At 66.7% G+C, this 25,292-nt stretch carries 20 protein-coding genes; 1 reads left to right on the forward strand and 19 read right to left on the reverse strand.

Annotation, left to right across the window (positions count from 1 at the left end; all coding sequences use genetic code 11):
• Positions 1-92: 92 nt before the first annotated feature.
• From APS40_RS04365 to APS40_RS04375, 3 genes are all read right to left on the reverse strand, one after another.
• On the reverse strand, positions 93-2,024 hold the full coding sequence (locus APS40_RS04365) for an ABC transporter substrate-binding protein (RefSeq protein ID WP_055045906.1): 1,932 nt from the start codon (positions 2,022-2,024) through the stop codon (positions 93-95).
• Positions 2,025-2,398: 374 nt separating this feature from the next.
• The gene (locus APS40_RS04370; RefSeq protein ID WP_055045907.1) at positions 2,399-3,295 is read right to left on the reverse strand and encodes a dihydrodipicolinate synthase family protein; all 897 of its coding nucleotides are present in this window, start codon (positions 3,293-3,295) and stop codon (positions 2,399-2,401) included.
• A 98-nt stretch (positions 3,296-3,393) separates the two neighbouring features.
• Positions 3,394-4,149 (reverse strand): GntR family transcriptional regulator, encoded by a 756-nt coding sequence (locus APS40_RS04375; RefSeq protein ID WP_082434179.1) that lies wholly within the window; start codon positions 4,147-4,149, stop codon positions 3,394-3,396.
• A 143-nt stretch (positions 4,150-4,292) separates the two neighbouring features.
• On the opposite strand from APS40_RS04375, the gene APS40_RS04380 reads away from it, so the two are divergent.
• Complete coding sequence (locus tag APS40_RS04380; RefSeq protein ID WP_055045908.1) at positions 4,293-5,591, forward strand: alpha/beta fold hydrolase; 1,299 nt, start codon at positions 4,293-4,295, stop codon at positions 5,589-5,591.
• A gap of 173 nt (positions 5,592-5,764) precedes the next feature.
• Here the strand turns inward: APS40_RS04380 and APS40_RS04385 are convergent, their stop codons facing one another.
• The 16 genes from APS40_RS04385 to APS40_RS04460 form a co-directional block, all read right to left on the reverse strand.
• A complete protein-coding gene (locus APS40_RS04385; protein ID WP_197279433.1) occupies positions 5,765-6,412 on the reverse strand; it encodes a response regulator transcription factor in 648 nt (215 codons plus the stop codon).
• On the reverse strand, positions 6,393-8,648 hold the full coding sequence (locus APS40_RS04390) for a GAF domain-containing sensor histidine kinase (protein WP_055045910.1): 2,256 nt from the start codon (positions 8,646-8,648) through the stop codon (positions 6,393-6,395). Before APS40_RS04390 ends, APS40_RS04385 begins: the two co-directional genes overlap by 20 nt.
• 3 nt (positions 8,649-8,651) lie before the next feature.
• A complete protein-coding gene (allB, locus tag APS40_RS04395) occupies positions 8,652-10,052 on the reverse strand; it encodes an allantoinase AllB (RefSeq protein WP_055045911.1) in 1,401 nt (466 codons plus the stop codon).
• A 2-nt stretch (positions 10,053-10,054) separates the two neighbouring features.
• On the reverse strand, positions 10,055-11,047 hold the full coding sequence (locus APS40_RS04400) for a DUF6282 family protein (protein ID WP_055045912.1): 993 nt from the start codon (positions 11,045-11,047) through the stop codon (positions 10,055-10,057).
• 12 nt (positions 11,048-11,059) lie between these two features.
• Positions 11,060-12,067, reverse strand: coding sequence for a DUF6282 family protein (locus tag APS40_RS04405; RefSeq protein WP_055045913.1), 1,008 nt, complete (start codon positions 12,065-12,067; stop codon positions 11,060-11,062).
• The gene (locus APS40_RS04410) at positions 12,064-13,056 is read right to left on the reverse strand and encodes an oligopeptide/dipeptide ABC transporter ATP-binding protein (RefSeq protein ID WP_055045914.1); all 993 of its coding nucleotides are present in this window, start codon (positions 13,054-13,056) and stop codon (positions 12,064-12,066) included. The genes APS40_RS04405 and APS40_RS04410 overlap by 4 nt, the downstream gene beginning before the upstream one ends.
• The gene (locus APS40_RS04415; protein ID WP_055045915.1) at positions 13,053-14,018 is read right to left on the reverse strand and encodes an ABC transporter ATP-binding protein; all 966 of its coding nucleotides are present in this window, start codon (positions 14,016-14,018) and stop codon (positions 13,053-13,055) included. Before APS40_RS04415 ends, APS40_RS04410 begins: the two co-directional genes overlap by 4 nt.
• Positions 14,018-14,917: an ABC transporter permease gene (locus APS40_RS04420; protein WP_236884193.1), complete on the reverse strand. Its 900-nt coding sequence runs from the start codon at positions 14,915-14,917 to the stop codon at positions 14,018-14,020. The genes APS40_RS04415 and APS40_RS04420 overlap by 1 nt, the downstream gene beginning before the upstream one ends.
• On the reverse strand, positions 14,901-15,932 hold the full coding sequence (locus tag APS40_RS04425) for an ABC transporter permease (protein ID WP_055049541.1): 1,032 nt from the start codon (positions 15,930-15,932) through the stop codon (positions 14,901-14,903). Before APS40_RS04425 ends, APS40_RS04420 begins: the two co-directional genes overlap by 17 nt.
• 63 nt (positions 15,933-15,995) lie before the next feature.
• Entirely contained in the window at positions 15,996-17,630 is a 1,635-nt protein-coding gene (locus APS40_RS04430) for an ABC transporter substrate-binding protein (protein WP_055045916.1), read from the reverse strand.
• Positions 17,631-17,930: 300 nt separating this feature from the next.
• Positions 17,931-18,716, reverse strand: a complete 786-nt coding sequence (locus APS40_RS04435; RefSeq protein WP_055045917.1) for a PIG-L deacetylase family protein — start codon at positions 18,714-18,716, stop codon at positions 17,931-17,933.
• Positions 18,717-18,723: 7 nt separating this feature from the next.
• Positions 18,724-19,803 (reverse strand): sugar phosphate isomerase/epimerase family protein, encoded by a 1,080-nt coding sequence (locus APS40_RS04440; RefSeq protein ID WP_055045918.1) that lies wholly within the window; start codon positions 19,801-19,803, stop codon positions 18,724-18,726.
• Positions 19,800-21,431 carry a dipeptide ABC transporter ATP-binding protein gene (locus APS40_RS04445; protein ID WP_055045919.1) on the reverse strand — a complete coding sequence of 544 codons (1,632 nt, stop codon included), beginning with the start codon at positions 21,429-21,431 and terminating at the stop codon, positions 19,800-19,802. Before APS40_RS04445 ends, APS40_RS04440 begins: the two co-directional genes overlap by 4 nt.
• Positions 21,424-22,350: an ABC transporter permease gene (locus APS40_RS04450; protein WP_055045920.1), complete on the reverse strand. Its 927-nt coding sequence runs from the start codon at positions 22,348-22,350 to the stop codon at positions 21,424-21,426. The genes APS40_RS04445 and APS40_RS04450 overlap by 8 nt, the downstream gene beginning before the upstream one ends.
• Entirely contained in the window at positions 22,351-23,337 is a 987-nt protein-coding gene (locus tag APS40_RS04455; protein ID WP_055045921.1) for an ABC transporter permease, read from the reverse strand. It lies immediately after the preceding gene.
• Positions 23,338-23,607: 270 nt separating this feature from the next.
• On the reverse strand, positions 23,608-25,272 hold the full coding sequence (locus tag APS40_RS04460) for an ABC transporter substrate-binding protein (protein ID WP_197279434.1): 1,665 nt from the start codon (positions 25,270-25,272) through the stop codon (positions 23,608-23,610).
• Between the last annotated feature and the right edge of the window lie 20 nt (positions 25,273-25,292).

Consider the following 25,292-nt stretch of genomic DNA (forward strand, 5'->3'; position numbering starts at 1 on the left):
CAGAGAAATGTAGAAGGCACCGGCCTCTCGGTGGATCCTCCCCCGCGGGGCGGGGGAGGATCAAGGAGAGACCGGCGGCTCCCGCCCACCCATCAGGCCTTGAAATACTGCTCGGGATTGGTCGGCGCCGGGGTCGGATAGCCGAACGAGTTCGGCATCTTGTCGGGCACGTTGTGGAAGTCGTTGCGCACGATGCCATAGGCGTCGTTGGGCACCTTGATGCCGATGCAGTAGAACTGGTCGGCGGCGATCTCGAGGATCTGCTTGAATGCCTCGACGCGTTTGGCGTCGTCGACCGTGCTCTTCATCTCGTCGTAGAGCTTGAGCGCGTCCTGCACCTGGGCCGGCGGCTCGACCGCATTGGCGGCGGTCTTGTCGTTATACCAGATCTGCCAGCCCATGGCGTAGAAGGCATTGCCGCTATAGGGCACGAAGTAACGCGGATCGAGCATGGCGGCGAGACCGATGCCGCCGCCGAAGCGGTTGGTGGTCGCGTCGTAATCCATGTTCTGGCGGATGCGCACTTCCCACAGCGAACGATCGATCAGCTTGAGCTGTCCGTCGATGCCGACCGCCTTCAGCATCGGCATCACCAGCTGCATCATGTCGACCATCTCGAGCCGGTTCTGATCCTGCTCGAAGACGATGGTGATGCGCCGGCCGGAACTGTCGAGGCGGTAGCCGTCGGCATCCTTGGCGGGTGCCGCCTTGTCGAGCGCCTCGTTGGCCTTGGCGAGGTCGAACTCGGTGAATTGCTTCGCCAGCCGCTCGTTGTAGAGCGGATCGCCCTCGGCGATGGCCGGCTGCGAGGCCGAGCCGACACCGACGAACACCGAGTCGATCAGCGCCTGCCGGTCGATGGCATGCGACAGCCCGATGCGGAAATCCTTGTTCGAGTAGAGCTCCGCCTTCACCTTGTCCGGGTGGGTCATGTTGAGGCAGATCGCCATCTCGTTCGGTTGCGTCGAGAGCGTGGTATAGAAGCCGTAGCCGCCGCGCTCCTTGCCGTCGAACAGCACCGACTTGTTGGTCGGGGTGCCGATATACTGGTCGAGCAGGTCGATCTCGCCCTGCAGGCACTTGAGCAGCAGCACCTGCGCGTCGGCCACCAGCACGTAATCGATGCTGTCGAGATAGGGCAGCTGGTTGCCTGCCGTGTCGACCTTGAAATAGTAGGGGTTGCGCTCGGCGATGGCGTGCTCGGTGCTCTCGCCCGGCGCCACCTTCATCTTCCATGGATGCAGCACCGGGATTTCGCTGTTGGTGAAGAAGTCGTCCTCGAGCGCGGCGCCGGATTTCTTCTGGAACAGCTGCACCCAGCCCGACAGCCCCTGCTCGGTCGCGAGCTTGTCGGCATCCGGATTGTACTTGGGCAGGAACTGGCTGAGATAGTGTTTGGGGAAGCGCGTGGTCTGGTCGCTGTCGGCCCAGGCGAGCAGCAGGAGGAACAGCCCGTTCGAACTCTTGAAGCTCACCTTGAAGGTGACATCGTCGATCTTGGTGAACACTGCCTTGTCTTCACCGACGATCAGGTGGTCCTGGTTGGTCACCTCGATTTCGGGGTTCGAGAACACGTCCTCGTACCAGAACATCACGTCGTCGGTGGTGTAGGGCTGCCCGTCCGACCACTTGTGGCCCTCGCGCAGCTTGAAGGTGAACTCGGTGGCCTCGTCGTTGGCGACCACGGATTCGGCGACGTTCGGGATCACCCCGGTCCATTCCGGGTTGTAGCGCATCAGCGGCTCATAGGCCTGGTAGCGGAACAGCATCGACAGCGAACCGCCGCCGACGATGGTCGAGCGCCAGGTGCCGCCATACTTGCCCACTTCCTTGAGCGGCGTCACCACCATCGGGTTCTTGGGCAGGCGTTCCGCCAGCGGCGGGAGCGTGCCCGCATCGGCCAGCGCCTTCAGCATCGGCGCCTCGCCGATCGCGGCGGCGAGCGCCGGGCCGAGGCCGGTCGCCGCTGCGGCCAGCGTCGCCAAGGACGACGTGACGAACAGTCTCCTGGATAGCTTGATCATCTTCACATGTTCCCCTGATTGCTGCGCCTCGAGCCCCTTGCTCCGGCCGCGTGCCGGCAGTCCCGCCGGACGCGATTGCCTCAACACCCCCGAGGCAACGCTGAGCCAACGGTAGCGGCTGCGCTTATTTTGTCAAGGTCGATGACAAAGGGATGGAAGTGCACCAAAATCCGCGCCGAATTCGGCGCGCATGGCCGCGTTTAACGGCACTATTGTCATAGTCGCTTACAAATTAGGGTCCGCGCCTGTCGTTGCGGGGCGCGATATGTTGCTCATCCGCTACGTCGGCGCGCGGGTCGGGTCGGTCGCAAATCCGCAAGGGGAGCCCGATGGCTCCGTTGCAGGTATCGAAGCGGGCGGCCCCTGCCGGCGGCTTAAGGGTTCCGAGTCCGCTTCAGGTCCGCAATCGTCTTGCGGATCACCGCCTCGACCCGAGCCCGTTCCTCGCCCTCGAGCGGCAGGCGGGGCGGGCGGACGTGTTCGGGCGCGCCATAGACAAGGTGTTCGGCGAACTTGATGTACTGCACCAGCTTCACATCGGTATCGAGATGAAAGGCCGGGGTCATCAGCCGGTAGAGCGGCAGGGCCGCCTTCAAGTCGCCGGCCCTGGCGATGTTGAACAACTTCACGCATTCGTCCGGCCAGGCATTGGTCATGCCCGAGACCCAGCCGACCACGCCCAGCGCGATGCTTTCGAGGATCAGGTCGTCGACCCCGCAGAAAATATCGAAGCGGTCGCCGAAAGCGTTGTAGAGGTCAGTGACCCGGCGAATATCGCCCGTCTCTTCCTTCACCGCCACGATCTCCGGCACCCCGGCCAGCCCTTCGAGGGTCGGCACGTCGACATCCACCTTGTAGGCAATGGGGTTGTTGTAGATCATGATCGGCAGCCCGCCGGTCGCCACCGCCTTGTACCAGGCGATGGTCTCGCGCCGGTCGGTCCGATAGGCGAGGCTGGGGAACACCATCAGCCCTTCGGCTCCGAGCTTGCGGTAATTCCTGGCTGCGGCCACCGCATCCTCGGTGGAGAGCTCGGCCAGCCCCGACAGCAGCGGCACCCGTCCGGCCACCACTTCCTTGGCCGCCGACACCACCCGGTCCTTCTCGGCCTGGGTCAGCGCGGCGTTCTCGCCCAGCATGGGCAGAACGATCACACCGCTGACCCCGCCCTGCACCAGTCGCTCGATGCTCATCTGCGTGGCGCCGAGGTCGAGCTCGCCATTTGCCGTCATCTTGGTGGTGGCCGCAGGGAATACGCCGCTCCAGGTCATCTCTCGCCTCTCTCTGGGAAGGTCGGACCCTTCATCCGCCCGATGTCAACTCGATAGGGGCCCCGCCTCGAGGCTGCGGCCCGGTGCTCCGAGCCCGGTCACGACACCAGGCTGATATGTGACGTCGTATCGCGCGCGATGTAGCTCTGGATCTGCCGCACGATCTGCGCCGAGTGCTCGGCGGCGAGCCGGTCGGCCAGTTCGGCGTCGCCGGCTGCGACTGCCGCCACCATCGCCTCGTGCTCGTCGACATATTGGCGCGGCAGGATGTCGTCGAAGCTCTGGTAGTAGAGCCGCAGGATCCGGCGGCCCTCGTCGAGCAGCCGGGTGAACAGCCCGGTGAAATAGCTGTTGCCGCCCGCGGTGGCGATCGCCACGTGGAAATCGCGGTTCGACTGGATCATCTTCAGCGCATCGCGCTGCGCCACGGCCTCGGCATAATCGGCCTGCAGCGCGCGGATCGCCAGCATGTCGCTGTCGCGTCGGTGCACCGCGGCGCCGCGCGTCGTCACCCGGTACATCAGCGTCAAGGCCTCGAAATAGATCGGCAGGCGGACAAAATCGATCGACGAGACAATGGTGCTGCGATTGGGCAGCGTCGTCACCAGCCCCTCGGCCGAGAGCCGCACCAGCGCTTCGCGGATCGGCGTGCGCGACATCTCGAACTGCTCGGAGAGCCCGACCTCGTCGAGCGGGCTGCCCGGCTCCAGCGTCAGCTCGAGGATCGATTGGCGCAGCTTCTCATAGACGGTCTGCGCCCCCTGCCCGCGCACCCGCACCGGCTCGTCTCCGTTGGGCGTCGCGGCCTTGCCGGCGGCCGGCTTTATCCTTGTCGTCCCGCGCGCTGCAGCCATGACGACTCTCCTGCATGCAAACTGTACCGGCGCTAGAAAGCCGGTTCCATCGGCGATTGCAACGGCTGCTTCCGGCGAGTACCTGCTGTGCCGGTAAACCGGGGTGATCGGGCCGATCCGGCAGCCCCGCTGAGGAGACCGAAATGCCCGTCGCCGAATACACCATCCCCGGCATGCTGATCCGCGATCACCTGCTGCCGGTGCCGCTCGATTGGCAGAAGCCCGAAGGCCGGAGCATCGAGCTGTTCGTGCGCGAAGTGGTCGACCCCACCAGACGCCACGATGACCTGCCGCTGCTGGTGTTCCTGCAGGGCGGCCCCGGCGGCAAGTCGCCGCGCCCCACCAGGGGCAGCCCCGCCTGGCTGGCCGAGGCGCTGAAGACGCATCGCGTCATCCTGCCAGACCAGCGCGGCACCGGCCGCTCGACCCGCATCGAGGCCGCCACCATGGCCGGCTTTGCCGATGGCGAGGCCGCCGCCGATTATCTCAGCCATTTTCGCGCCGATTCCATCGTCGACGATTTCGAGCACGCCCGCAAAACCCTGTTTGCCGGCAAGCGCTGGGAATCGCTGGGTCAGAGCTATGGCGGCTTTCTCACCCTCACCTATCTGAGCCGCTACCCCGAAGCGCTCGCCGCCTGCTACGTCGCGGGCGGCCTCGCGGGCCTCAGGCCCAGCGCCGACGAGGTCTATCGCCGCACCTACCCGCGCGCGGCCGGCAAGAGCCGGCTCTACTACAAGCGCTATCCCGACGACGTCGCCCGCGTCGCGGCCATCGCCGATTTCATCGACGGCAACGAGGTCCGCCTGCCCGACGGCGACCGGCTGACGGTCAAGCGGCTGCAGACCATCGGCATCGACTTGGGCATGGCGCCCGGCCACGAGAACGTCCACTGGCTGATCGACGAAGCCTTCTCCGCCCCCGGCCGGCTCTCCGACCACTTCCTCGCCAGCGTCATGGGCCTCACCAGCTATGATGGTGGCCCGCTATTCGCGGCGCTGCAGGAGAGCATCTACGGCCATGGCGCCGGCGCCACCGCCTGGGCCGCCGAGCGGATCCGCGCCAGCCACCCCGAATTCGACCCCGCCGCCCGCCCGCTGCTGTTCACCGGCGAGATGATGTACCCGTGGATGTTCGAGGAGATCCGCTCGCTCCGCCCGTTCCGCGCCGGCGTCGAGGCGCTGGCGGCGCGCCAGAGCTATTCCGAGCTCTACGACCTCGAGCGGCTCGCCGCCAACCAGGTGCCGGTGAGCGCCGTGGTCTATTTCGACGATCTCTACGTCGATGCCGGCCTGTCGCTCGAAACCGCGGCAGCAGTCGGCAACCTCCAGCACTGGGTCACCAACGAATACGAACATGACGGCATCCGCCAGAGCGGCAACGTCTTCAAGCGGCTGGTGGAAATGGTGAAGGAAGCGGGCGGGCCGCTTGGGGGGAAATAGGCGAATGCCTTACTGGTAGCCTGGCGCGTACCGCCCCCCACCCTTGATCCCTCCCCGCAAGGGGGAGGGAGACGATGGAACCGGGATGCCGGTGTTAGGGTCTCCCTCCCCCTTGCGGGGAGGGATCAAGGGTGGGGGTCAGGCCGCACCGGCCAGCGCGTCCAGCCCCAACCTCAAATCACCCCGCGCCGGATCGCCTCGGCAACCGCCTGCACGCGATTGCTGGCGTTGAGCTTGGTGGTGATCTCTTGCACCTTGCGCTTCACCGTGATTTCGGTGAGCGCCATCTCGCTGGCGATATCCTGCGAGCGGCTGCCGTCGGCCAGGAGCCGCAGCATCCGCACTTCCTGCGGGCTGAGCCCGCTGTCGCGCTGGATCTGCTGCGCCGCCACCCGCCGGTATTCCTCCATCATCGCCGGGATCAGCTCGGCCGAGAGCGTGCGCTCGCCGGCATGGATCGAGCGGATCGCCTGCGCCAGCGTCTCGTAGGAATTGGTCTTCAACAGGTACGCATCGGCCCCCGCCTCCAGCGCCCCGACCAGGTACTGCCGGTCGTCATAGGTGGAGAGGATGATGCATTTGGGCGCGTCGGGCCGCGCCTTGATCAGCCGCGCCAGCTGGATGCCGTCCATGGTGCCGAGCCGGATGTCGATGGTGACCACGTCGGGCTTGCGCCGCGCCAGCTCCTCCAGCGCGTCGTTGGCATTGCCGGCCTCGGCCACCACCTTCATGTCGCCTTCGCCCTCGAGCAGGCTCTTCACGCCGCGACGGAAGATCTCGTGGTCGTCGACGATCATGACCTTAATGCGCTGCTGATCCACCTGGCACCCCGATGATGATGTTGGTCCCCTGCCCCGGACGGCTGTCGATCGACACCTCGCCGCCCACCGCATTCGCCCGCTCGCGGATGCCGACGAGGCCGAGCCCCTGTTCGGCCGCCTCGGGCGCGAAGCCGCAACCGTCGTCGCGGATCGACACTTCGAGCCGCGTCGGGGCGAAATCCAGCAGCAGCTCGAGCCGCGCCGCCCCGGCATGGCGGACCGCGTTCTGGCAGGCCTCCTGCACGATGCGGTAGACCGCCAGGTCGGCATCCGGCCCGAGCGCGAACGGCGTGCCGCTGACGCTGATATCGGTGGCGAGCGAGACGCTCGCCGGCAGCGACGACAGGTAATTCTCGAGCGCCGGGATCAGCCCCAGCTCGTCCAACACCGTCGGCCGCAGGGCATAGATGATCTGCTTCATCTCCTGCAGCGTGGTGTCGAGCATGCGCTGGCACTGCGTCAGCCGCTGGTCGAACTCGGGATCCACCACCTTGCGCCGCAACGCCTGCAACTCGTAGGTCGAGGCGAGGATCGACTGCGCCACGCTGTCGTGCAGGTCATAGGCGATGCGCCGCCGCTCCTCCTCCTGCACCCCCACCAGCCGGCGCAGCAGCGCCTGCAGCTCGTGTGCCTTGTGGGCGATCTCGTCGCGGGCGTCCTGCAGCTGCGCCGTGCGATTGGCGACCTTCTGCTCCAGCGCCTCGCTGAGCTCGGTAGCGCGCGCGAACAGCCGCGCATTGCCGATCGCCACCACCGCCTGGTCGGCGAAGGTGCGCACCACCCGGCCATGCTCGGCGCTGTAGAAATCGGGCTCCGGCCAGTCGATGCAGAGCCAGCCGATGCAATCGTCGCCCAGCACCAGCGGCGCGCTGCACCACGAGCGCACCTGCTCGGTCCCCGGCTGCCAGACCCAATCGAGCTGGGTGCGGACATCGCCGATGATCAGCGTGCGGTGGTCGCGCAGCACCGGCGCGCTGAGCGGCGCATCCTCGGGCCGGAAGGCCACGCTGCGCACCATCGCGTCATCGGGGTAGCCCTTGGCGGCCACCACCCGCATCAGCCCATCCTCGCCCAAGAGAGTCACCCGGCAGCCGCGGTGCGGCACCACGCGGCCCAGCTCCTTGAGCACCGCCTCGAGCACGTGGCTCGGATCGAGGCTCGACGAGATGATCCGCGACACGTCGGCCAGTGTGTCGGCCAGCTCGCGCTCCTGCCGTTCGGCGGCGAACAGCCGGTTCTGTTCGATCGCCGGGGCGATCTGGTCGGCAATGGTCTGTAACAGGATCACGTCGTCGCGCCGGAAGGCATCGCGCCGGTCGCTCTGGATATCGAGCACGCCGATCACCCGCTGCCCCAGCCGCAGCGGCAGCGCCAGTTCCGAGGCGGTGTTGGGCAGCATGGCATGCGAGACGAAATGCGTGTCCTGCGTCACGTCGGCCGAAATGCGGATCCGCCCGGTTTCGGCCACCCGCCCGATAATGCCCCGACCGATGGTTTCGCTGAACCCCGCCGCCATCAGCTGCTCGGCAAACGGCCCGCTGGCATGCACGAGGTCCGTGCTGCCCGCCGCCTCATTGACCAGCAGCAGCTGGATATGCTCGTAGCCGAGCGAGCGATGGATCAGCCTCGTGATCTCTTCGAACAGCTCCGCCCGATTGTGGATCGAGGTCACCTGCTGGCCCAGCCGGTGCACCAGCGACAGATGGCTGCGGATGCGCTCGCTCTGCGCCATCAGTGCGCTGGTCTGCAGCAGCCCGCTGAGGTCGTCGGCGACCAGCCGGACCAGTTCGGTGCGCCGCTGGGCGCCGCGCTCGGCCAACGGAAAGCCGAGCACCACATGGCCCTGCGGCCCCTCGATACCGGCCAGCACCGCGCCCTCGACCGCATAGCCCTGGCTGGCCGCGCGGTTGATCAGGTGGGTGGGAAAGCTCACCGTTTCCCCCGCACGCAGCCGCACCTCGCCGAGCTGGCGGTGGATCGAAGGCGGAATATCGCCGGAGACCAGCACGTCGACCCCGCGCTCACCGCCGAGGAGGATCGCCGCCCACCGTGCGCTGGTGACGCTGATCGCCCGCTCCATCCGTTCGATGAGCTTGTGCCGTGCGGCGATTTCCGGGGCGGTGGTCAGCAGGTGCTGCAGCCGCAGCGCCTGCATGCCGTCGTCGTCATCCCGGTAAAGCGGGCGGGCGAGCGACGCGCCGGTCTGCACTGTGGAATCGCCCGCCGAAAAACCCATCTGCTATGCCCGTCCGCCGCCTGTCCGAAATCTGCCGGCCGCCGGCAGGCCGGGCCCGTCGAGCCGCTCGCCATGTCCGACCGGCCCGATCATTCGTCCCCTGTCGAACACAGTCAACCCGCGGCTGATCGTTCTCTGGACACTGCCCAAAAACTGGGCGCCGACATAGGCGCTGTGCCGGTTGCGGTATTCGAGGTCCGCCGCCTCGAGTGTGAACAGACGGTCGGGATCGACCAGCACCAGGTCGGCATCGGCGCCGGCTGAGAGGCTACCCTTTCTGGGGTAGAGGCCGAACAGCCGCGCCGGGTTGGCCGAGGTCATCCGGACCAGGTCCGGCAGCGGCAGTCCGCGTTTGCGCACGCCTTCGGTGAAGAGCGCCGGCAGCGTCGACTGCACGCCGGAAATGCCGCCCCAGGCTTCGAAGATATCGGCGTCGCCGGCGGTCTTTTCCTCCCAGAGGCAGGGCGAGTGGTCGGAGGTTATCACATCCACCGCCCCGGCCAGCACCCGCTCCCACAGCCGTTCCCGCTCGACCGGCGCCCGTAGCGGTGGCGCGCACTTGGCCACTGGCCCGAGTCGCTCGAGATCGGTCTCGTCGAAGAACAGGTAGTGAGCGCAGGTCTCCGCCGTCACCGCGACGCCGCGCGCCTTGGCGGCGCTGATCCGATCGATGCCTTCGGCACACGAGACATGAACGATATGGAGCCGTGCCCCGGTAGCTTCGGCGAGTCCGATCGCCTCGTCGATCGCCTTGAGCTCGGCTGCGATCGGGCGCGCCTCGCCCCAGGCCGCCCGGTCCGTCCGCCCCGCGGCGCGCAACGCCGCCGTCAGCCGGGCGGTCATTTCCTCGTCCTCGGCATGCACCGCGAGGAACGAGCCGAAACCGGCGATCTGCGCCATGCCCGCCCGCATGGTGCGCGCATCGGTACGTGGAAAATCCGTCGCCGTGACCATGAACGCCTTGAAGCCGACGACACCGCCGGCCTGCAGGTCCCTGAGATCGGCGAGATTGTCCTCCACCAGCCCGCCCCATAGCGCGTAGTCGACATGGCTCACCGCCGCCGCGGCCTGCTTCAGTCGCAGCGCCGCCGCGTTGATGGTGGGGGGTTGGGCGTTGAGCGGCATCTCGACGAAACTGGTGACGCCGCCCGCCGCCGCGGCCCGGCTGCCGGTCTCGAACCCTTCCCAGTGTCCTCGCCCGGGCTCGGAAAAATGCACATGCGCATCGACCAGCCCGGGCAGCAGCAACAACCCGTCGGCGTCGATTTCCTCGCGCGCATCGAGCGGCGGGTTGCCCTCCACCAATCGCGCGATGCGTCCGCCGGCCACTGCGACGCCGCCGAGAAACTCGCGCTTCTCGGTGACGACGCGGGCATTGCGGACATAGAGATCGAAACCGCTCACCCTCAGTCCAATCCGATCAGTCGCGCCGGGTTGGTGGCGGTCATGGTCTGCACTTCCTCCACCGAGAAGCCGAAATACAACAGCATCGAGATCATCATCCGCATGCCCTCGATCGGCGAGGGCAACACACGCACGCCGTAATCGGTGGCGAGCACGAACTGCGAGGGCCCGACATCACGGATGCCCTGCAGCCAGCTCATCGCCCGGCCATGCACGATCGAGCTCATATCCATCAGCTCGCGCTCCACATAATAGTGGGTCTGCGGCATCCAGGGTCCACCGAAATCGACGGCGCAGGCTTCGAGGAAGAAGCCCTTGCGCGCCACCTCCTTCTGTTGCTCGACGGTGAGCAGCTGGCGCGCCGGGTGTGCCACCAGCACTTTCCGGATGCCATACTCCTCGGCCAGTTCGACCACCCGCAACGCCTCCGGGCCCGACACGTGCCCGGTGTTGAGATAGACCTCGGGGCGCTCGGCCACCATTTCGAGGATCTGCTTGAGTTCATCCGGCACCGGACCCTCGAGCGGGATGCGCACGGCGCGGCTCAGCTCCTTTTCGGCGAAGCCGGGGATCGCGTCCTTGAACGGCACCAGCTTGCCATCGACCAGCGTCGATTCCGTCGAGGCCGAGTGATAGGTGCAGTGCGAGCCGAAGCTGATCATCCGGCAGCCATCGCCCAAGTTCAGCGCGGTACGCACGGCGCGCGGGTTCATGCCGCCATGCGCCGAGTTCATCAGATATCCGCCATAGGTGCGGAAATCCTTCATGTAGCGGTTGACCATCCAGGCCGTGCCCGAAGCCCAGCCGAACACGTCATAGTAGAGGATGGTGCGCATGCCGGCGGCGCGCGCCATCTCCGCCACCTGGATGGGGTCGAAGTGCCCCGGGTTGGAGCGCAGCACCGGCCCGGCATGCACATGGCTGTCGATGGCGCCGACCAGCAGCTCCTCGGGCAGTTCCATGGTGCGGTTGTAGAAGGGTTCGTAAGTCGCCATCGCCGTGCTCCCTCAGACCGGATCGAGACCGATGAGCCGTGCCGGATTGTGCGCGGTCATGGTGCGGATTTCGTCGGGAGTGAACTCGTAGTCGAGCAGCGTCGTGATCAGCGTGCGCATCCCCTGCACCGGCGTCGAGGCGGCGCGGATGCCGTAATCGGTGCCGAGCACGAAATGCTCAGGCCCCACTTCGCGGATGTCGCCCATCCACTGCGCCGCGGTACGCCTCAGCCGCGGCAGGTCGCCCGAGCGGTCCATGTATTTCTTCTCGACGTAATAGTGGGTGCGCGGTGCGTGCGGATAGAGCCAGTCGACCAGGCACCCCTCGAGGAAGAAGCCGCGGCGCGCCGCATCCTTCTGCTGCTCGATGGTGAGCTGCTGGCGCGCCGGATGGGCAATCAGCACCTTGTGGATGCCGAACTCCTCGGCGAGATCGAGAATGCGCAGCACTTCCGGCCCGGACACGTGGCCGGTGTTGAGATAGACATCCGGGTGGTCGGCGACCATTTGCAGGATCTCGGCGAGGTCGTCGGAGATCGGCCCCTCCTCCGGGATGCGGATGGCGCGGCTCAGCTCCTCCTTGACGAACTCCGGATAGGCGTCCTTGAACGGCACCAGCTCACCATCGATGATCGTCGACTCCCGGCTGGCCGAGAAATAGGTGCAGTGCGAGCCGAAGCTGATGAAGCGGCACCCTTCCTCCATGTAGAGCGCCGTGCGCACCGAGCGCGGGTTGAGCCCGCCGTGCGCCGAGTTCATCAGGTAGCCGCCGAAGGTCTTGATCCCCGGCACGTGCCGGTTGACCATCCAGGCCGTGCCCGAGGCCCAGCCGAACACGTCATAGTAGACGATGGCCCGCATCCCCGCTTCGCGCGCTTCGATCGCCACTTCGAACGGGTCCTGGTGACCGGGGTTGGAGCGCAGCACCGGGCCGGCATGGACGTGGCTGTCGATGGCGCCGACGAGCAACTCGGATGGCAGTTCCATCGACCGATCGTAGAAGAACTCACTGATAGTCATGATGCCGCTTTCTGATCGACTTGGTTTTGGTTGGTGGTTTCGCCGCTGAGCCAGCAGGCGGCCCGATGGCCGCCGCCGAGCTCGATGACGGGAGGGGCAGTGTGGCAGCGCTGGTGCGCCAGGGGACAGCGGGCGCGGGCCGGGCACTCGCCCGGCTTCACCTCGCCGAGCACCAGCTCGCCGCGCATGGCGATGCCGTCGTCGGGTTTCGGCCGGAGGCGTGGCGCCGCGCCGAGCAGGGCGCGCGTATAGGGGTGGGAGGGCGCCGAGAACACCGCATCGACCGGGCCCTCTTCGACGATCACGCCCAGATACATCACCATGACGCGGCTCGCGATGTAGCGCACCACCGCCACGTCGTGGCTGATGAACAGCATCGCCGTGCCGACAGCCAGCTGCAGGTCCTTCAGCGTGCGCAACACCTGCGCCTGCACCGAAACGTCGAGCGCCGAAGTCGGCTCGTCGAGCACCATGACCTGCGGCTCGCATGCCAGCGCCCGCATGATGGCGACGCGTTGCCGTTCGCCACCCGAGAGCTGATGCGGAAAACGCTCCAGCGTTTCTTCACGCAACCCTACCAGTGTCGCCAGTTCGAGCAGCCGGGCGCGCTCGTCCTGCCGCGCTACCGTGTGGAAGTTGCGCAGCGCCTGCGAAACAAAAGTCGCGACCGTCATCCGCGGATTGAGGCAGGTTTCGGGGCGCTGGAAGACGATCTGCACGTTCTTCCTGAAACGGCGCTTGGCTTCGCCGCTGAGCGCCGAGAAATCGGTGGCGTCGACGACGACCTCACCGGCATCGGCCGATTGCAGCCCGACGACGCAGCGGCCCAGCGTGGTCTTGCCGCAGCCGCTTTCGCCGATCAGTCCCACCACCTCGCCCGGCTGGACGTCGAACGAGACGCCCCGCACGCCCACCGGCATCGCCTGGGGCGCCGCCGGATTGTGGAACAGCTTGGTCAGCGTGCGAACGCTGAGGGCCGGAGCGTTCATGCCGCTTCTCCCTCATAGAGCACGCAATGCACCTGATGCCCGCCGCGGGCGATGGCCGGTGGCAGGCCGGCCTCGCATTCAGGCCGCACATGCGGACAGCGATGCGAGAAGCGGCAACGCACGATATCGTTCTGCCCGCCCCAGACGCTGCCCTCGAGCGGCACCAGCTCATGCGGCTCGTCGACATCCGGCACCGCCGCGATGAGCCCCCGCGTATAGGGGTGGAGCGGCGTGGCGAAGATCGAGCGCAGCGCCCCCTCCTCCACCACCTGGCCGGCATGCATGATGGTGAGTCCCGAGCAATATTCCGAGACCAGCGACAGGTTGTGCGCGATGAGGACGATCGCCATGTCGCGCTCCCGGCAGATGCGGGTGAGGAAGCGCAGCAGCTCGCGCTCGGTGGTGACGTCGAGCGCGGTGGTCGGTTCGTCCGCGATCAGCAGGGCCGGGTTGCTGGCCATGGCGCAGGCCATGGCGACGCGCTGCGCCTGGCCACCGCTGATCTGGTGCGGATATTTCTCGCCCAGGTCGGCGAAATTGAGCCCGACCAGCCGGAACAGGTCGGCGATCTCCTTTGGCCGCGCCGCGTTAGCCACCTTTCGCTGCGCCAGCACCCGCTCGACCTGTTTCCCCGTGCTGAGGAACGGGCTCAGCGCCCCCTTGGCGTTCTGGAACAGCAGCGACACGCCGTGCGAGAGGTTGCCGCGCAGGCCCCTCTGGTCGCTCGCCGGCAGCCGCTTGCCGCCAAAGCCGACCTCGCCGCTGCTGACCAAGAGGCCTGGCGCCGCGAGGCCGACGCTCGCCATCATCGAGATCGATTTGCCCGAGCCGCTTTCGCCGACGAGGCCATAGATCTGCCCACGCTCGACAGCGAGGTTCATGTTCTCGACGATGCGCCGGGTCACGCCGCCGCGCCTGGTGTCGATCGAGAGGTTCTGGATTTCGAACAGCGTCTCGGCCATCACTCGCTCCCCCGGCGCGGGTCGAGCCGCGCCTCGAGCGCATCCCCCATCAGGTTGAGGCTGAAGATCGTGGTGGCGAGCACGAGGCCGGGGCAGATGCTCATCCACCAGGCGCCCTGCACCAGGTAGTTGGTGCCCTCGGCCACCATGACGCCGAGATCCGGCGTCGGCGGGCGGATGCCGATACCGAGGAACGACAGCACCGCGACATTGCCCACTGCCGCCGCGAGGTTGAGGCTGCCATGAATGACGATCGGGTTGACCGTGTTGGGGAGGAGGTGCCGGAACAGGATCGACATTTCGGTCGCCCCGGAGCAGCGCGCCGCATCGATATATTCGAGGCTCTTCTTCGATAGCGCCTGACCGCGGATCACCCGGGCATAGAGCGGGATATTGATCAGCACCGTGACGATGACGATGCTTTCGACGCCCGGCCCGAGCACCAGCACCAGGATCATTGCCACAAGGATCAGCGGGAACGACTGGATGATGTCGACGAGCCGCATCACCAGGTCGTCGAACCAGCCGCCGACATAGCCGCAGATCAACCCGATCAGCGAACCGATGACGATGGCGCCGCTCACTCCCACGCCGGCGACGATGAAATCGACCCTGAGCGAAGTGATGGTGCGCGAGAACACGTCGCGGCCGAAATGATCGGTTCCCAGCCAGTGCTCCGCCGAGGGCGGCAGCAGCACGTCGGGCGTGGTGAGGATCGGCTCGTGGGTGACGAGGAACGGCCCGAGGATGGCCGTCAGCAACAGGAGGGCCAGCAGCGTCACGCCGACGAGACCCAGCGGGTCGCCGCCGAAGGCGCCGAAATAAAGCTTCCGCCAGCTGAGGCTCTGTCGGGGTCGGGATGCCGTGAGCGGCACGATGCGGTCACCTTGCATATTCATGCCGGATCCGGGGGTCGATGAGGGCATAGGAGAGGTCGACGCAGAGGTTGGTGATGGCGACGCTGGAGGCGATCAACAGGATGCAGGTCGAGACCGGCGCCATGTCGGAGGTGGTGATGGCGGTGACGGCGTAGCGGCCGATGCCGGGCCAGGCGAACACCGTCTCGACGATGGCGGCGCCGGCCAGCACGTTGGCGACGACGAAGCCGAGCGTCGTGACGATCGGCACCAGGGCGCCGCGGAACGCATCGCCCAGCACCACCTGCCTTGATCTCAGCCCCAGTGCCCGGCCGAAGGTGACGTAATCTTCGCCCAGCGACTCGCCCATGGCCGAGCGGGTGATGCGCGCCAGCGGCGAGATGACGCCGAGCCCCAGTACCAGCGCCGGCAGCATCAGCTGGCGCAGTGCGGCCCAGGCAATGTCGGGCTTGCCGGCGAGCAGCGCATCGACGGTGAGGAAACCGGTGACCGGCGGCGGCGAAACGAACATCGGCGACAGCCGGCCGATCGGCGATGGCACCAGCCGCCACTGGAAATAGAGGAGGAAGATCAGCACCACGCCGAGCCAGAACGCCGGCACCGACTGGATGGCGATGTTGACCACCCGGACCAGGTGGTCGGTCGGCCTGCCGCGCCGCACAGCGGCGACGAGCCCCAGCGGGATGCCGACCAGTACGCCGAAACCGATGCCGAAACTCGCCAGTTCGAGCGTCGCCGGGATGCGCTGCGCCAGGTCTTCGGCAACGCTGTTGCCGGTGCCGAAGGAGCGGCCGAATTCGCCGCGGAACACCGACTGCATATAGCGCGCATACTGCACCACCAGCGGCTGATCGAGGCCCATCTGGCGCCGCATCTCGGCCCGCTGCTCGTTGGTGATGTCGGGGTAGCGGCTGGTCACCGGATCGGACGGCAACAGATACGCCATCGAGAAGGCGACCGCGCTGATGCCGAACAGCACGACGAGGCCGATGGCGAGGCGTCTGGCAATGTACAGCAGGATCGGGGGGAGCCGCATGATGGTCACCGGATGGTCCGAAGGGCCGCCCCGGCAGCGCGCCGGGACGGCAGGTCATGAAGGTCAGGCGCAGGGGCGCAGCCACGAGAAGGTGATGGTTCCCCAGGGGAACTTGTTGACGTTGCAGATCCGGCTGGAGACCGCGGCGTTCCAGTTCACCTGGTAGAGCGGCGCCGCCAGGTGCTCGCCATTGAGGATGCCAAGCACTTCGGTCTGCAGCTTGCCGTAGGCCTCGGTGTCTTCCTGCGGTACGAGCAGGGCCGCCAGCACGTCCTTGTCGAGCGTCGGGTTGGAATACTGGATGTGGTTGGTGGCGCTGTCGGTGCGGTACATCCAGTAGGCCCAGTACATGAAGTCGTTCCACCACGGCCCCATCGAGTGGATGGAAACCTTGAGGTCGCGCTTGCCCCAGGCGATGTCGTCGAAGGCATTCTGGGTCAGCGGCTTGATCTGCATGTCGAGCCCGATGCCGCGCAGCGCATCCTGGATGATGACGCCGGCCGTCATGTTGCCCGAGCCCTGCACCACCGGCACCTCGAACGAGGGCACATTGCCGGCATATTTGCTCTCGGCCACCAGCTTTTTCGCCGCCTCGACATCGGTGCTGAATTCCGGATCGGCGACATAGCCGGGCGTGTTGACGCCCACGAGATTCTGCACCGGAGTGCAGAAGCCCTTGCAGACTTCGGCCACCAGCCGCTCATAGGGGATCGCCTTGATCACCGCTTCGCGGATCTTCGGGTCATCGAACGGCGGCACGTCGGGTTTCCAGCGCAGCACCGCCACGTCCTGCTGCGAGGGCACCGAGAACACCTTGGCGTTGGGCGATTTCGCCAGCACCGCGTATTCGTTGGGGGTCATGAAGGCGAAATCCGCCTCGCCGCTTTCCATCAGCAGCATGCGGGTCTGCGCATCCGGCACCACGCGGAACATCACTTCCGAGTAGAACGGCTTGGCGTCGCCCCAGTAGTTCTTGTTGGCAACGGCCGTCAGGTACTCGCCGTTCCGCTGCTCGCCCAGCATATAGGGGCCCGAGCCCATGGCGTTCTTCTTGATCCACTCGACGCACCAGGTGTCCTCGGCGGTGCGGCCGGCTTCGCAGGCCGCCTTCGACATCACGGTCAGCGACATCGAGGCGAAGTTGCGCAGGGAATAGCGCCCGAGCCCGTCCGGGTAGGTGATCTCCAGCGTCTGGGGGTTGATGACCTTCATCTGGTCGACCTTGAAGATGCCGCCGGTCTCGATCTGCGTGGTGCCCCAGCCCATCCGCCCGACCAGCGCCCGCTCGATCGACCAGTAGACGTCGTCGGCGGTGACGGGCGAGCCGTCCCAGAACTTGGCCGCCGGGTTGAGGTGGAAGGTCAGCACCTTGTTGTCGGCGGAGATGTCCCACGAGCTCGCCAGCCGCGGCACGATCCTGGTCTGGTCGGCAATGCCGGTCGCCGGATCGATCTCGTAGGTGACGAGCGTATCGAAGAACTCCATCGCCAGCTGGCCGACGAAGGCCGAAGTGTTCTGCGGATCGAGCGTCGCGGGATACTCGTGATGGAGGTAGATGAGCCGCGGACCCGAGCCGACCTGGTCGGGGCTGAGCGGCGTGGGAGCGAACGCTGTCTGCGCGATGGCGGGCAAGGCGACGCTCGAGGCAGCGGCAGTCAGCAGCGCCGCGGCAAGCGGCAGGAATCTGCGTTTGGACATACTGATCCTCTCTTCCAAAGGGGGAGGCCAGTGCGAGCCTCAAAGCAGGGAGGAGGTTGCTTTGAGGCCCGATTGGCGACGAGGATCAGCATCAATTCCGGCACCCGACCGGACAAGTTCACCTTCGGCGCAAACGCGGATACCAAGGTATCGATAGTGGTGACCGGAGCACCGGCCTGCTCCCCTCCCCCTTGAGGGGAGGGGTTGGGGGTGGGGGTCCATCGGTGATCACCACCCCACCCCCTCCCTCAATCCCTCCCCTCGAGGGGAGGGAGGCGGCAGCATCGGTGCCAGTGCTTCCTAAACCCCCAGCAGCGCCTTGACCTCCTGCGCCGTGACCTTCCGCCCATAATCCGCCAGCTGGAAGCTCTCGGCGAATTCCCCTGCCCCGGCCATTCCCGGCTGGGTGTACATGAACTCGGGCCAGTATTTCAGGATGAACGCCCGCTCGGCCGCCCAGTCGCCGATAACCGGCGCTTCGTTGAGGAAGCCCCGCTCGAACGGCGCGAACTCGTAGAACTGCGTGGCGTGCGCGGCGCAGGCCTTGAGCTTGGCGTCGATCGAGGCGCCGACATCCACCACCACGTCGTGCTTGTGCACGTCGATGGCGCCGTAATCGGTCATCTTCAGGCAGATCGGGGCATCGGCCAGCGGCGGCACGTCTGGGACGATATTGCCGTTGGTGCAGAAGCCCGAGGCCTCGCGCACCGCGCGCCCGGCCGCACGGTTGTCGAGATGGCCGGGGCAATCGTCATGGAAGGTGATGACGATATCGGCCTGCCAGCGACGGATCGCCGAGATCACCGCGGTGCGCAGCGCCAGGTCGGGCACCAGTTCGCCATCGTGGATATCGAGGATCTCGTAGTCGAGCACCCCGAGATGCCGGGCCGCCGTGTAGGCCTCGCGGGCACGGCGGCGCTTCAGCGGCTCGCGGTCCATCTGGTAGTGGCCGGCATCGCCATTGGTCAGCGACATGAACTTGACGGCCGCGCCCCTGTCGGCGAGGAGCCGCATCGTGCCGCCCGAGTACATTTCCGCTTCGTCCGGATGGGCTTCGACGACGAGCACTTTGAGCGGATAATTCATTTGCGGCTTACTCCTTTGAAACGTTCATGCGCAGCGCAGCGGCTGCCGCCTTGAGGGTCGCGCCACTGCGCGTGACGAACCCTTCGAGTTCGTCGAGGTCGGGATCGGGCGAGAAATAGGCGTCGGGGGCGATCATCGTGCCGACGGCGACGCCGTCCTCGAACAGCCGCGACAGGCGGATCAGTTCGAGGATCTCGCCCAGTTCGGCATCCGGCTGGCGAGCCTGCCAATCGGGGTCGAACAGCGGGATCTGGTTCTTGTCCGAGCCCCAGACATTCTCGATGGTGAAATTGGGAAAGCTGCCGGCGGCGAACAGCGCGCCGAGCACTGCCTGCCAGTCGATCACCCCGTCGCCGCAGGCGCGCGTCTGCCGCTCCAGCCCGAGCGGGCGGGCGAACAGCACGATGTCGCGCATATGGGTCTTCTTCACATAGGGCGCGACCCGCCGGGTCGCTGCCACCGGGTCCTCGCCGCGCACCACCACATTGGCGAGATCGAGCGTCACCCCCAGCGCATCGGCGCCGACCTGTTCGATCAGCCGCACGATCTCCGCCGTGGTGATCTCCTCATGTGTCTCGACCGCGATGCTGGCGCCACGGTCTCTCAGCACCGGCTTGAGCTTCAGCAGGAACTTTCGCGTTGCGTCGAGCTGGTCGGGCCAATCGACATCGGTGCGGTAGCGATCGATGGCATGAAGGCCCCAGTCGTGCCGCTGGTAGTTGGCGGTATCCCCCCACAAAGCCGTGCAGCCGACCGCGGTGGTCGCCTCGATCATCCTGGTCATGCCGAGGAGGTAATCGCCCTTGCCGACCTCGCGGACCTCCGGCGCCTCGGGCGTGTTGTAGGGGTTGATCTTGCCCAGCCCCATTTCGAGGTAGAGCCCGAGCTCGTCGGCCCGCTGCTTCACTGCGGCGAGGAAGCCCTGGTCGAGTGTCGGCGAGACGTCGAGCACGGTGCGGAAGAACACGCCGGCATGCCCGAGCTCGGCGCAGCGTTCGATCAGCCCCAGCGGGCCGAGTTCGGCGGCGCGGGGGAACTTCCGTCCGTCGATGCCGACGCGGATTTCGGGGATATCTGTCACTGTCATGATACGGGAACCGGATTGGCGCTGGAGGTTTCGAGCCCGAGGCCACCGGGCACGGCGGCGATGAGCTGGCGCGTGTAGTCGTGCTGCGGGTCGGCGAGCACGGCTTTGGCCGGGCCCTCCTCGACGATCTGGCCGCGATGCATCACCGCGATGCGGTCGGCGATGTAGCCGGCGCTGACCACGTCATGGGTGATGTAGAGAACGGCGACCCCCTGCTCGTCGCGCAGGCGCGCGATCAGGTTGAGGATGTCGCGCCGGATCGACACGTCGAGCATCGACACCGGCTCGTCCGCCACCAGGAGCTTCGGCGAAGCAGCGAGCGCCCGGGCCAGCCCGACGCGCTGGCGCTGGCCGCCCGAAAGCTCATGCGGGCGTCGGTCGAGATAATTGGCGGTGGGGGTCAGGCCCACTTCGGTGAGCAGCGCCGCCACCCGCCCCTCGACATCGGCCTTGTCCCCACCCGGCGCCGAGATCACCGCGCGACGCAGGTGATGGCCGATGGTATGCAGCGGGTTGAGCGAACCATAGACATCCTGGAACACCATCTGCGCGGCACGTGGCTGGTGCGGCCGGCGGCGCGATACCGGGACCGGCGTCCGGCCATCGACCAGCACATCGCCCGAGCTTGGCCGGGTCAGCCCGGTGACGATACGCCCGAAGGTCGATTTGCCGCTGCCCGAGGCGCCGACCAGCGCCACGATCTCTGCCGGCGCCAGGCGGAACGACACATCGTTGACCGCCACCAGGGCCGAGCGGCCGGTGAGCGGGTTGGTGCCATAGGCCTTGGTAAGATGCGCCGTCTCGAGCACCGGATGGGCCACGGATTTCGGCCGGATGACCTGCGGCACGGCGAAATCCACCTTCGGCGTCGCGGTCAGCAACGCCCGTGAATAGGGATGCTCCTGGTGCTGCCGGAACGCGGCCACCGGCGCCGTCTCGACGATCTTGCCTCCGCGCATCACCGCGATACGGTCGGCCACTTCGAACAAGAGCGGCAGGTCGTGGGTGATCAGCAGCACGGCAAAACCCATCTGCCGCTGCAGCGCCTTAACCGTAACGAAGATTTCCTGCTGCACGATCACGTCGAGGGCGGTGGTCGGCTCGTCGAGGATGATCAGTTTCGGTTCGAGCGCCAGCGCCATGGCGATCACCACGCGCTGCCGCTGCCCGCCCGAGAGCTCATGCGGAAAGGCCCGCAGGCGTTTGGGGTCGATATCGACCATCCGCAGCAGTTCGGCCGGCGTCCGCCGGACGGACGAGCCGCCGCGGTCGAGTGCCTCGCGGAGCTGCCACTCGATCCGCTTGACCGGATTGAGCGAGGTCAAGGAGTTCTGGAGGACGATCGAGGCGGTGCGCCAGCGCAAGGCTCGCACCGCCTTGTCGTCGTCCGACAGCATGTCGTTGCCGGCAATGCGGATCGCGCCGCCGGTAATGATGCCGGGCGCCCGCAGCAGCCTGAGGATCGATTGCGCGATCGTCGACTTGCCGCAGCCCGATTCCCCGGCGAGCCCCATGAACTCGCCCGGGGCGATGTTGAACGACACCCGGTCGACTGCCGGGATGATGCCGTTCTCGCCGGCATAGCCGACGCTGAGATCGACGATCTCGAGGGCGGGGATATCAGGCATCGCGCTTCACCGGGGTCATGAGCGTGGCGCTCGGTTTGCTGACGCCGGCGCGGCGCAGCAGCCGGTCGGCCCGCAACCGCGGGTTGCCGATCTCGTCGACCGCGTTGTTGATCAGCGCCAGCGAGAAGGCGGTTAGGGCGATCGCCATGCCGGGGACGACGAAGGTCCACCAGGCGCCGCGGATCAGCGCGGAGCTGTTCTGCGCCCAGAACAGCATCGAGCCCCAGGTGATCTGCCCGCCATCGCCGAGCCCGAGGAATTCGAGCGAGGCCTGCGCGGTGATGGCGAAGATCACCTGGTTGACGAAATAGGCGGCGACCACCGAGCCCATATTGGGCAGCAGCTCGACGGCGACGATGCGCCAGCGGCTCTCGCCCACATCCTCGGCGGCGGCGATGAACTCGCGCTCCCTGAGGCTGAGCGCCTGCGAGCGGAACAATCGCGCTCCGAAGGCCCAGCCGGTAATGGTCAGCACCATGATCATGGTCAGCGGCCCGGGCGGCAGGAACGCCGCCAGCACCACCACCAGGGGCAGCCCGGGAATGACGAGGAAGACGTTGGTGACGAGCGTCAGCAGGTCGTCGACCCAGCCGCGGAAATAGGCGGCGGTGAGCGCGACGATCAATGCCAGCAGCGTCGTCAGCACGGCGATGGAGAAGGCCACCCAGAGGGTGTTCTGCCCGCCATAAAGGAACTGGCTCAACACGTCCTGCCCCTGCCCGGTGGTGCCGAACAGGTGGGCCAGCGACGGCGGCTCGTTGATGCCGCCGGTGGCGCGTTTCGCATTGTATGGCGCCAGCACCTGCGCCAGCGCGCTGACCGCGAGGAGCGCGCCGAGAATGACCAGCCCGACCGCCACGGGGATCGAACCGAGGAGTTGCCGGCGCGCCTTGGCGCCAAAGGTTTCGCTGAGCGACATCTAGGCCTCCCCGCCCGTCCGCACCCGCGGATCGAGCAGCACGTAGAGCGTGTCGACGAGGAAATTCGCCGCCAGCACCGACAGGGTGATGATGAGGAACAGCGCCTGCATCAGCGGATAATCGACGGCGCTGACGGCGCGCATCAGCGCGTAACCGAGGCCGGGATAGGTGAAGACGATTTCGGTGAGGAGCTGCCCAGAGAACACCGCCCCCACCGCGGCGCCGAGCGCCGTGATGTTGGGGAGCAGCGCCGTCCGCACCGCATGCGACAGCAGCACCCGCCGCGGCTTCAGCCCCTTGGCTTCGGCGAGCGTCAGGTAATCCTCGCTCAAGACGCCGATCATGGCGTTGCGCATGTTGAGCGTCCACGGCCCGAGGGACACCAGCACGATGGTGAAGGCTGGCGCGATCAGATGCATCAGGATGTCGCCGATCCCCTGAAGGTTCAGCGCCGGTGGGTTGACGCTCGAATAGGCGTTGCCCATCGGGAACCAGCCGAGCTTGAAGCAGAAGACGTAGAACAGCAGCAGCGCCAGGAAGAAGTACGGGAACGAGCCGAGGAACAGCAGCACCGGTGGCGTCAGCCGGTCGAACCAGCCGCCGCGCCGCCAGGCCGCGATGGCGCCGAGCACCGAGCCGAGCACGAAACTGAGCAACACCGAGGTGAGGCCGAGCAGGATCGACCAGCCGAACCCGGCGCCGATCACCGCCATGACCGGTGCGGGGAAATTGGACAGCGAGCGGCCGAAATCGCCGCGCAGCACATTGCCCAGATAGGTCACGTATTGCTGCAGCAGCGGCTCGTCGGTGAGCCCGTAGGCCGCCTTCAGCGCCGCCAGCGACTCGGCGTTGAGCGAAGTCGAATAGGTGGCGACGATGGTCGACGCCGGATCGCCCGGGGTCAGCCGCGGCAGGAAGAAGTTGACGGTGATGGCGACGAACGCCGCCAGCACATAGAACGCCAATCGCTTCGCAATGTAATACATCGACGGGCTCCGGGGACAACGAAGGCACGGGACCCTCCTTGCTCCTCCACCGTGAAACGGGGGAGGGGGACCGCCGCAGGCGGTGGAGGGGGCGGCGGGAAACGCCGGTGTTTTGGGTCGCCCCCTCCACCAGCTTCGCTGGTCCCCCCGCGGTGAGGGCGTTTGCCCTCCCCCGCTGCGCGGTGGAGGATCACGGGGAGGCCGGTGGCAGGAGGCTCCCACCCGCCAAGGGCGGGAGCTCCGTGTCACGTAGTCGAGACGTGTGGCGCGTTAGTCGGCGCGGCGAGCCAGGTGCGGCCAGACCAGCAGCGGACCATTGGTCATCTGCAGGCTGAGCGGCGCATAAGGGTCCTGCTCGTTCGGGAAGCCGGTGAAGCGGCGGGTATTATAGAGACCCCAGTCCGGCTGCTCGTAGAGCGGGATGGCGGGCGCGGCGGCCGAGAACATGCCTTCGAGTTCGGCGATGATCGCCTTCTGCTCGGCGGCATCGGTCGAGCCGGCGAACTTGGCCAAGAGCTCATCGACCTTGGGGTCGCCATAGCGCTGCTGGTTGTTGGGCGAGGCTTCGCCGACCGGCTTCACCGAAGTGGTCGCCATGTTGTTGCGATAGAACTCGAACGGCGTGGCGGTGCGCTGCGCCGTGCCGAGCGAGAGCTGGAACTGGCCGGTAAAGGTCGAGTTGGTCCAGCTGTCCGCCGTGGTGGTGCGCAGCGTCACGTCGATCCCGATGTCCTTGAGGTTCTCCGCGACGATCTGGCAGGCCGACACCCAGTCGTTCCAGCCCGAGGGCACGATGATGTCGTACTTGAGCGGCTTGCCGTCCTTGCCGACGCGAATGCCGTCGGCGCCCTTGGCGTAGCCGGCCTCGTCGAGCAGCTTGTTGGCGGCATCGGGGTCCATGCTGACCCACGAGGCGCCCGCCTCGATCACCTTGGGGTCGAGCCAGTCCTTGAACGGCGCTTCCGGCAGCCCGGTGGCATTGGCGGCAACCGACTTGCCCCAGACGCCCGTATTGATCATCCGCTGCCGATCGAGCGCCATGCTCATGGCCTTGCGCACCACGGTATCGCCAAGTGCCCCGTCAGTGGTGTTGGCGAGCAGCAGCACCACCGAGGTGCGCGGCCACCAATAGCCGAAATGCTCGGGGTCGAGCGGCACGAAGGTCACATCCGGGTCGGGCACCAGCCCACCCCAGTCGAGATTGCCCGAGAGCGTCGCGGCGCTGACCTGGTCATTGCCGTTGAAACCCTGGACGAACACGCCCTCGATGTTGAGCGGCTGCCAGTAGTTCGGGTTCTTGGTCACCTGGTAGCGATCGGTGCCGAAGGCATCGATAGTGGTGAACGGGCCGGTGCCGACCGGATCGGGGTTCTCAAAAGTCACCGGGTCGGCGACATCCTTCCAGACATGCTTGGGCACGATGAACTGGTCGACCAGCGAATAGAGGCCGGGCGTATAGGTCGAGGAGAAGGTGAACTTCACCGTCTTGGCATCCACCGCCTCGACCGAGCTCAGATACTGCCCGAAGGCACCGGCCGCCGGCCCGATCAGGCCGGGGTTGGCCTTCATCAGCTCGAAGGTGAAGACCACGTCGTCGGCGCTGAACGGCTGGCCGTCGGACCACTTCACGTCGTCGCGCAGCGTCACCGTCAGGCTCAGAGCGTCGGCCGACCATTCATAGGCGGTCGCCAGCCACGGATCGAGCTTGCCGGTGGCATAGTTCTGGATCATCAGCGGCTCGTACATGGTGCGCGTGCTGACCCATCGCGCCGTCGGCGAGAACGGGTTGAAGGTGCGGGTAAAGCTGTTGCCGCCCTCGGCCACGATCCGCACCAGTTGGTCGAGCGGGACTTCGGCAAGCGCCGGAGCGGTGACGGCGAAGGCGGATACGCTTGCCAGTGCACCCAGCGCCAGGGCGCGAAGGCTTGTGCGCAAACGTCCGATCAAGCCCGGGG

It is taken from the genome of Devosia sp. A16 (assembly GCF_001402915.1).
Classification (GTDB): Bacteria; Pseudomonadota; Alphaproteobacteria; order Rhizobiales; family Devosiaceae; genus Devosia_A.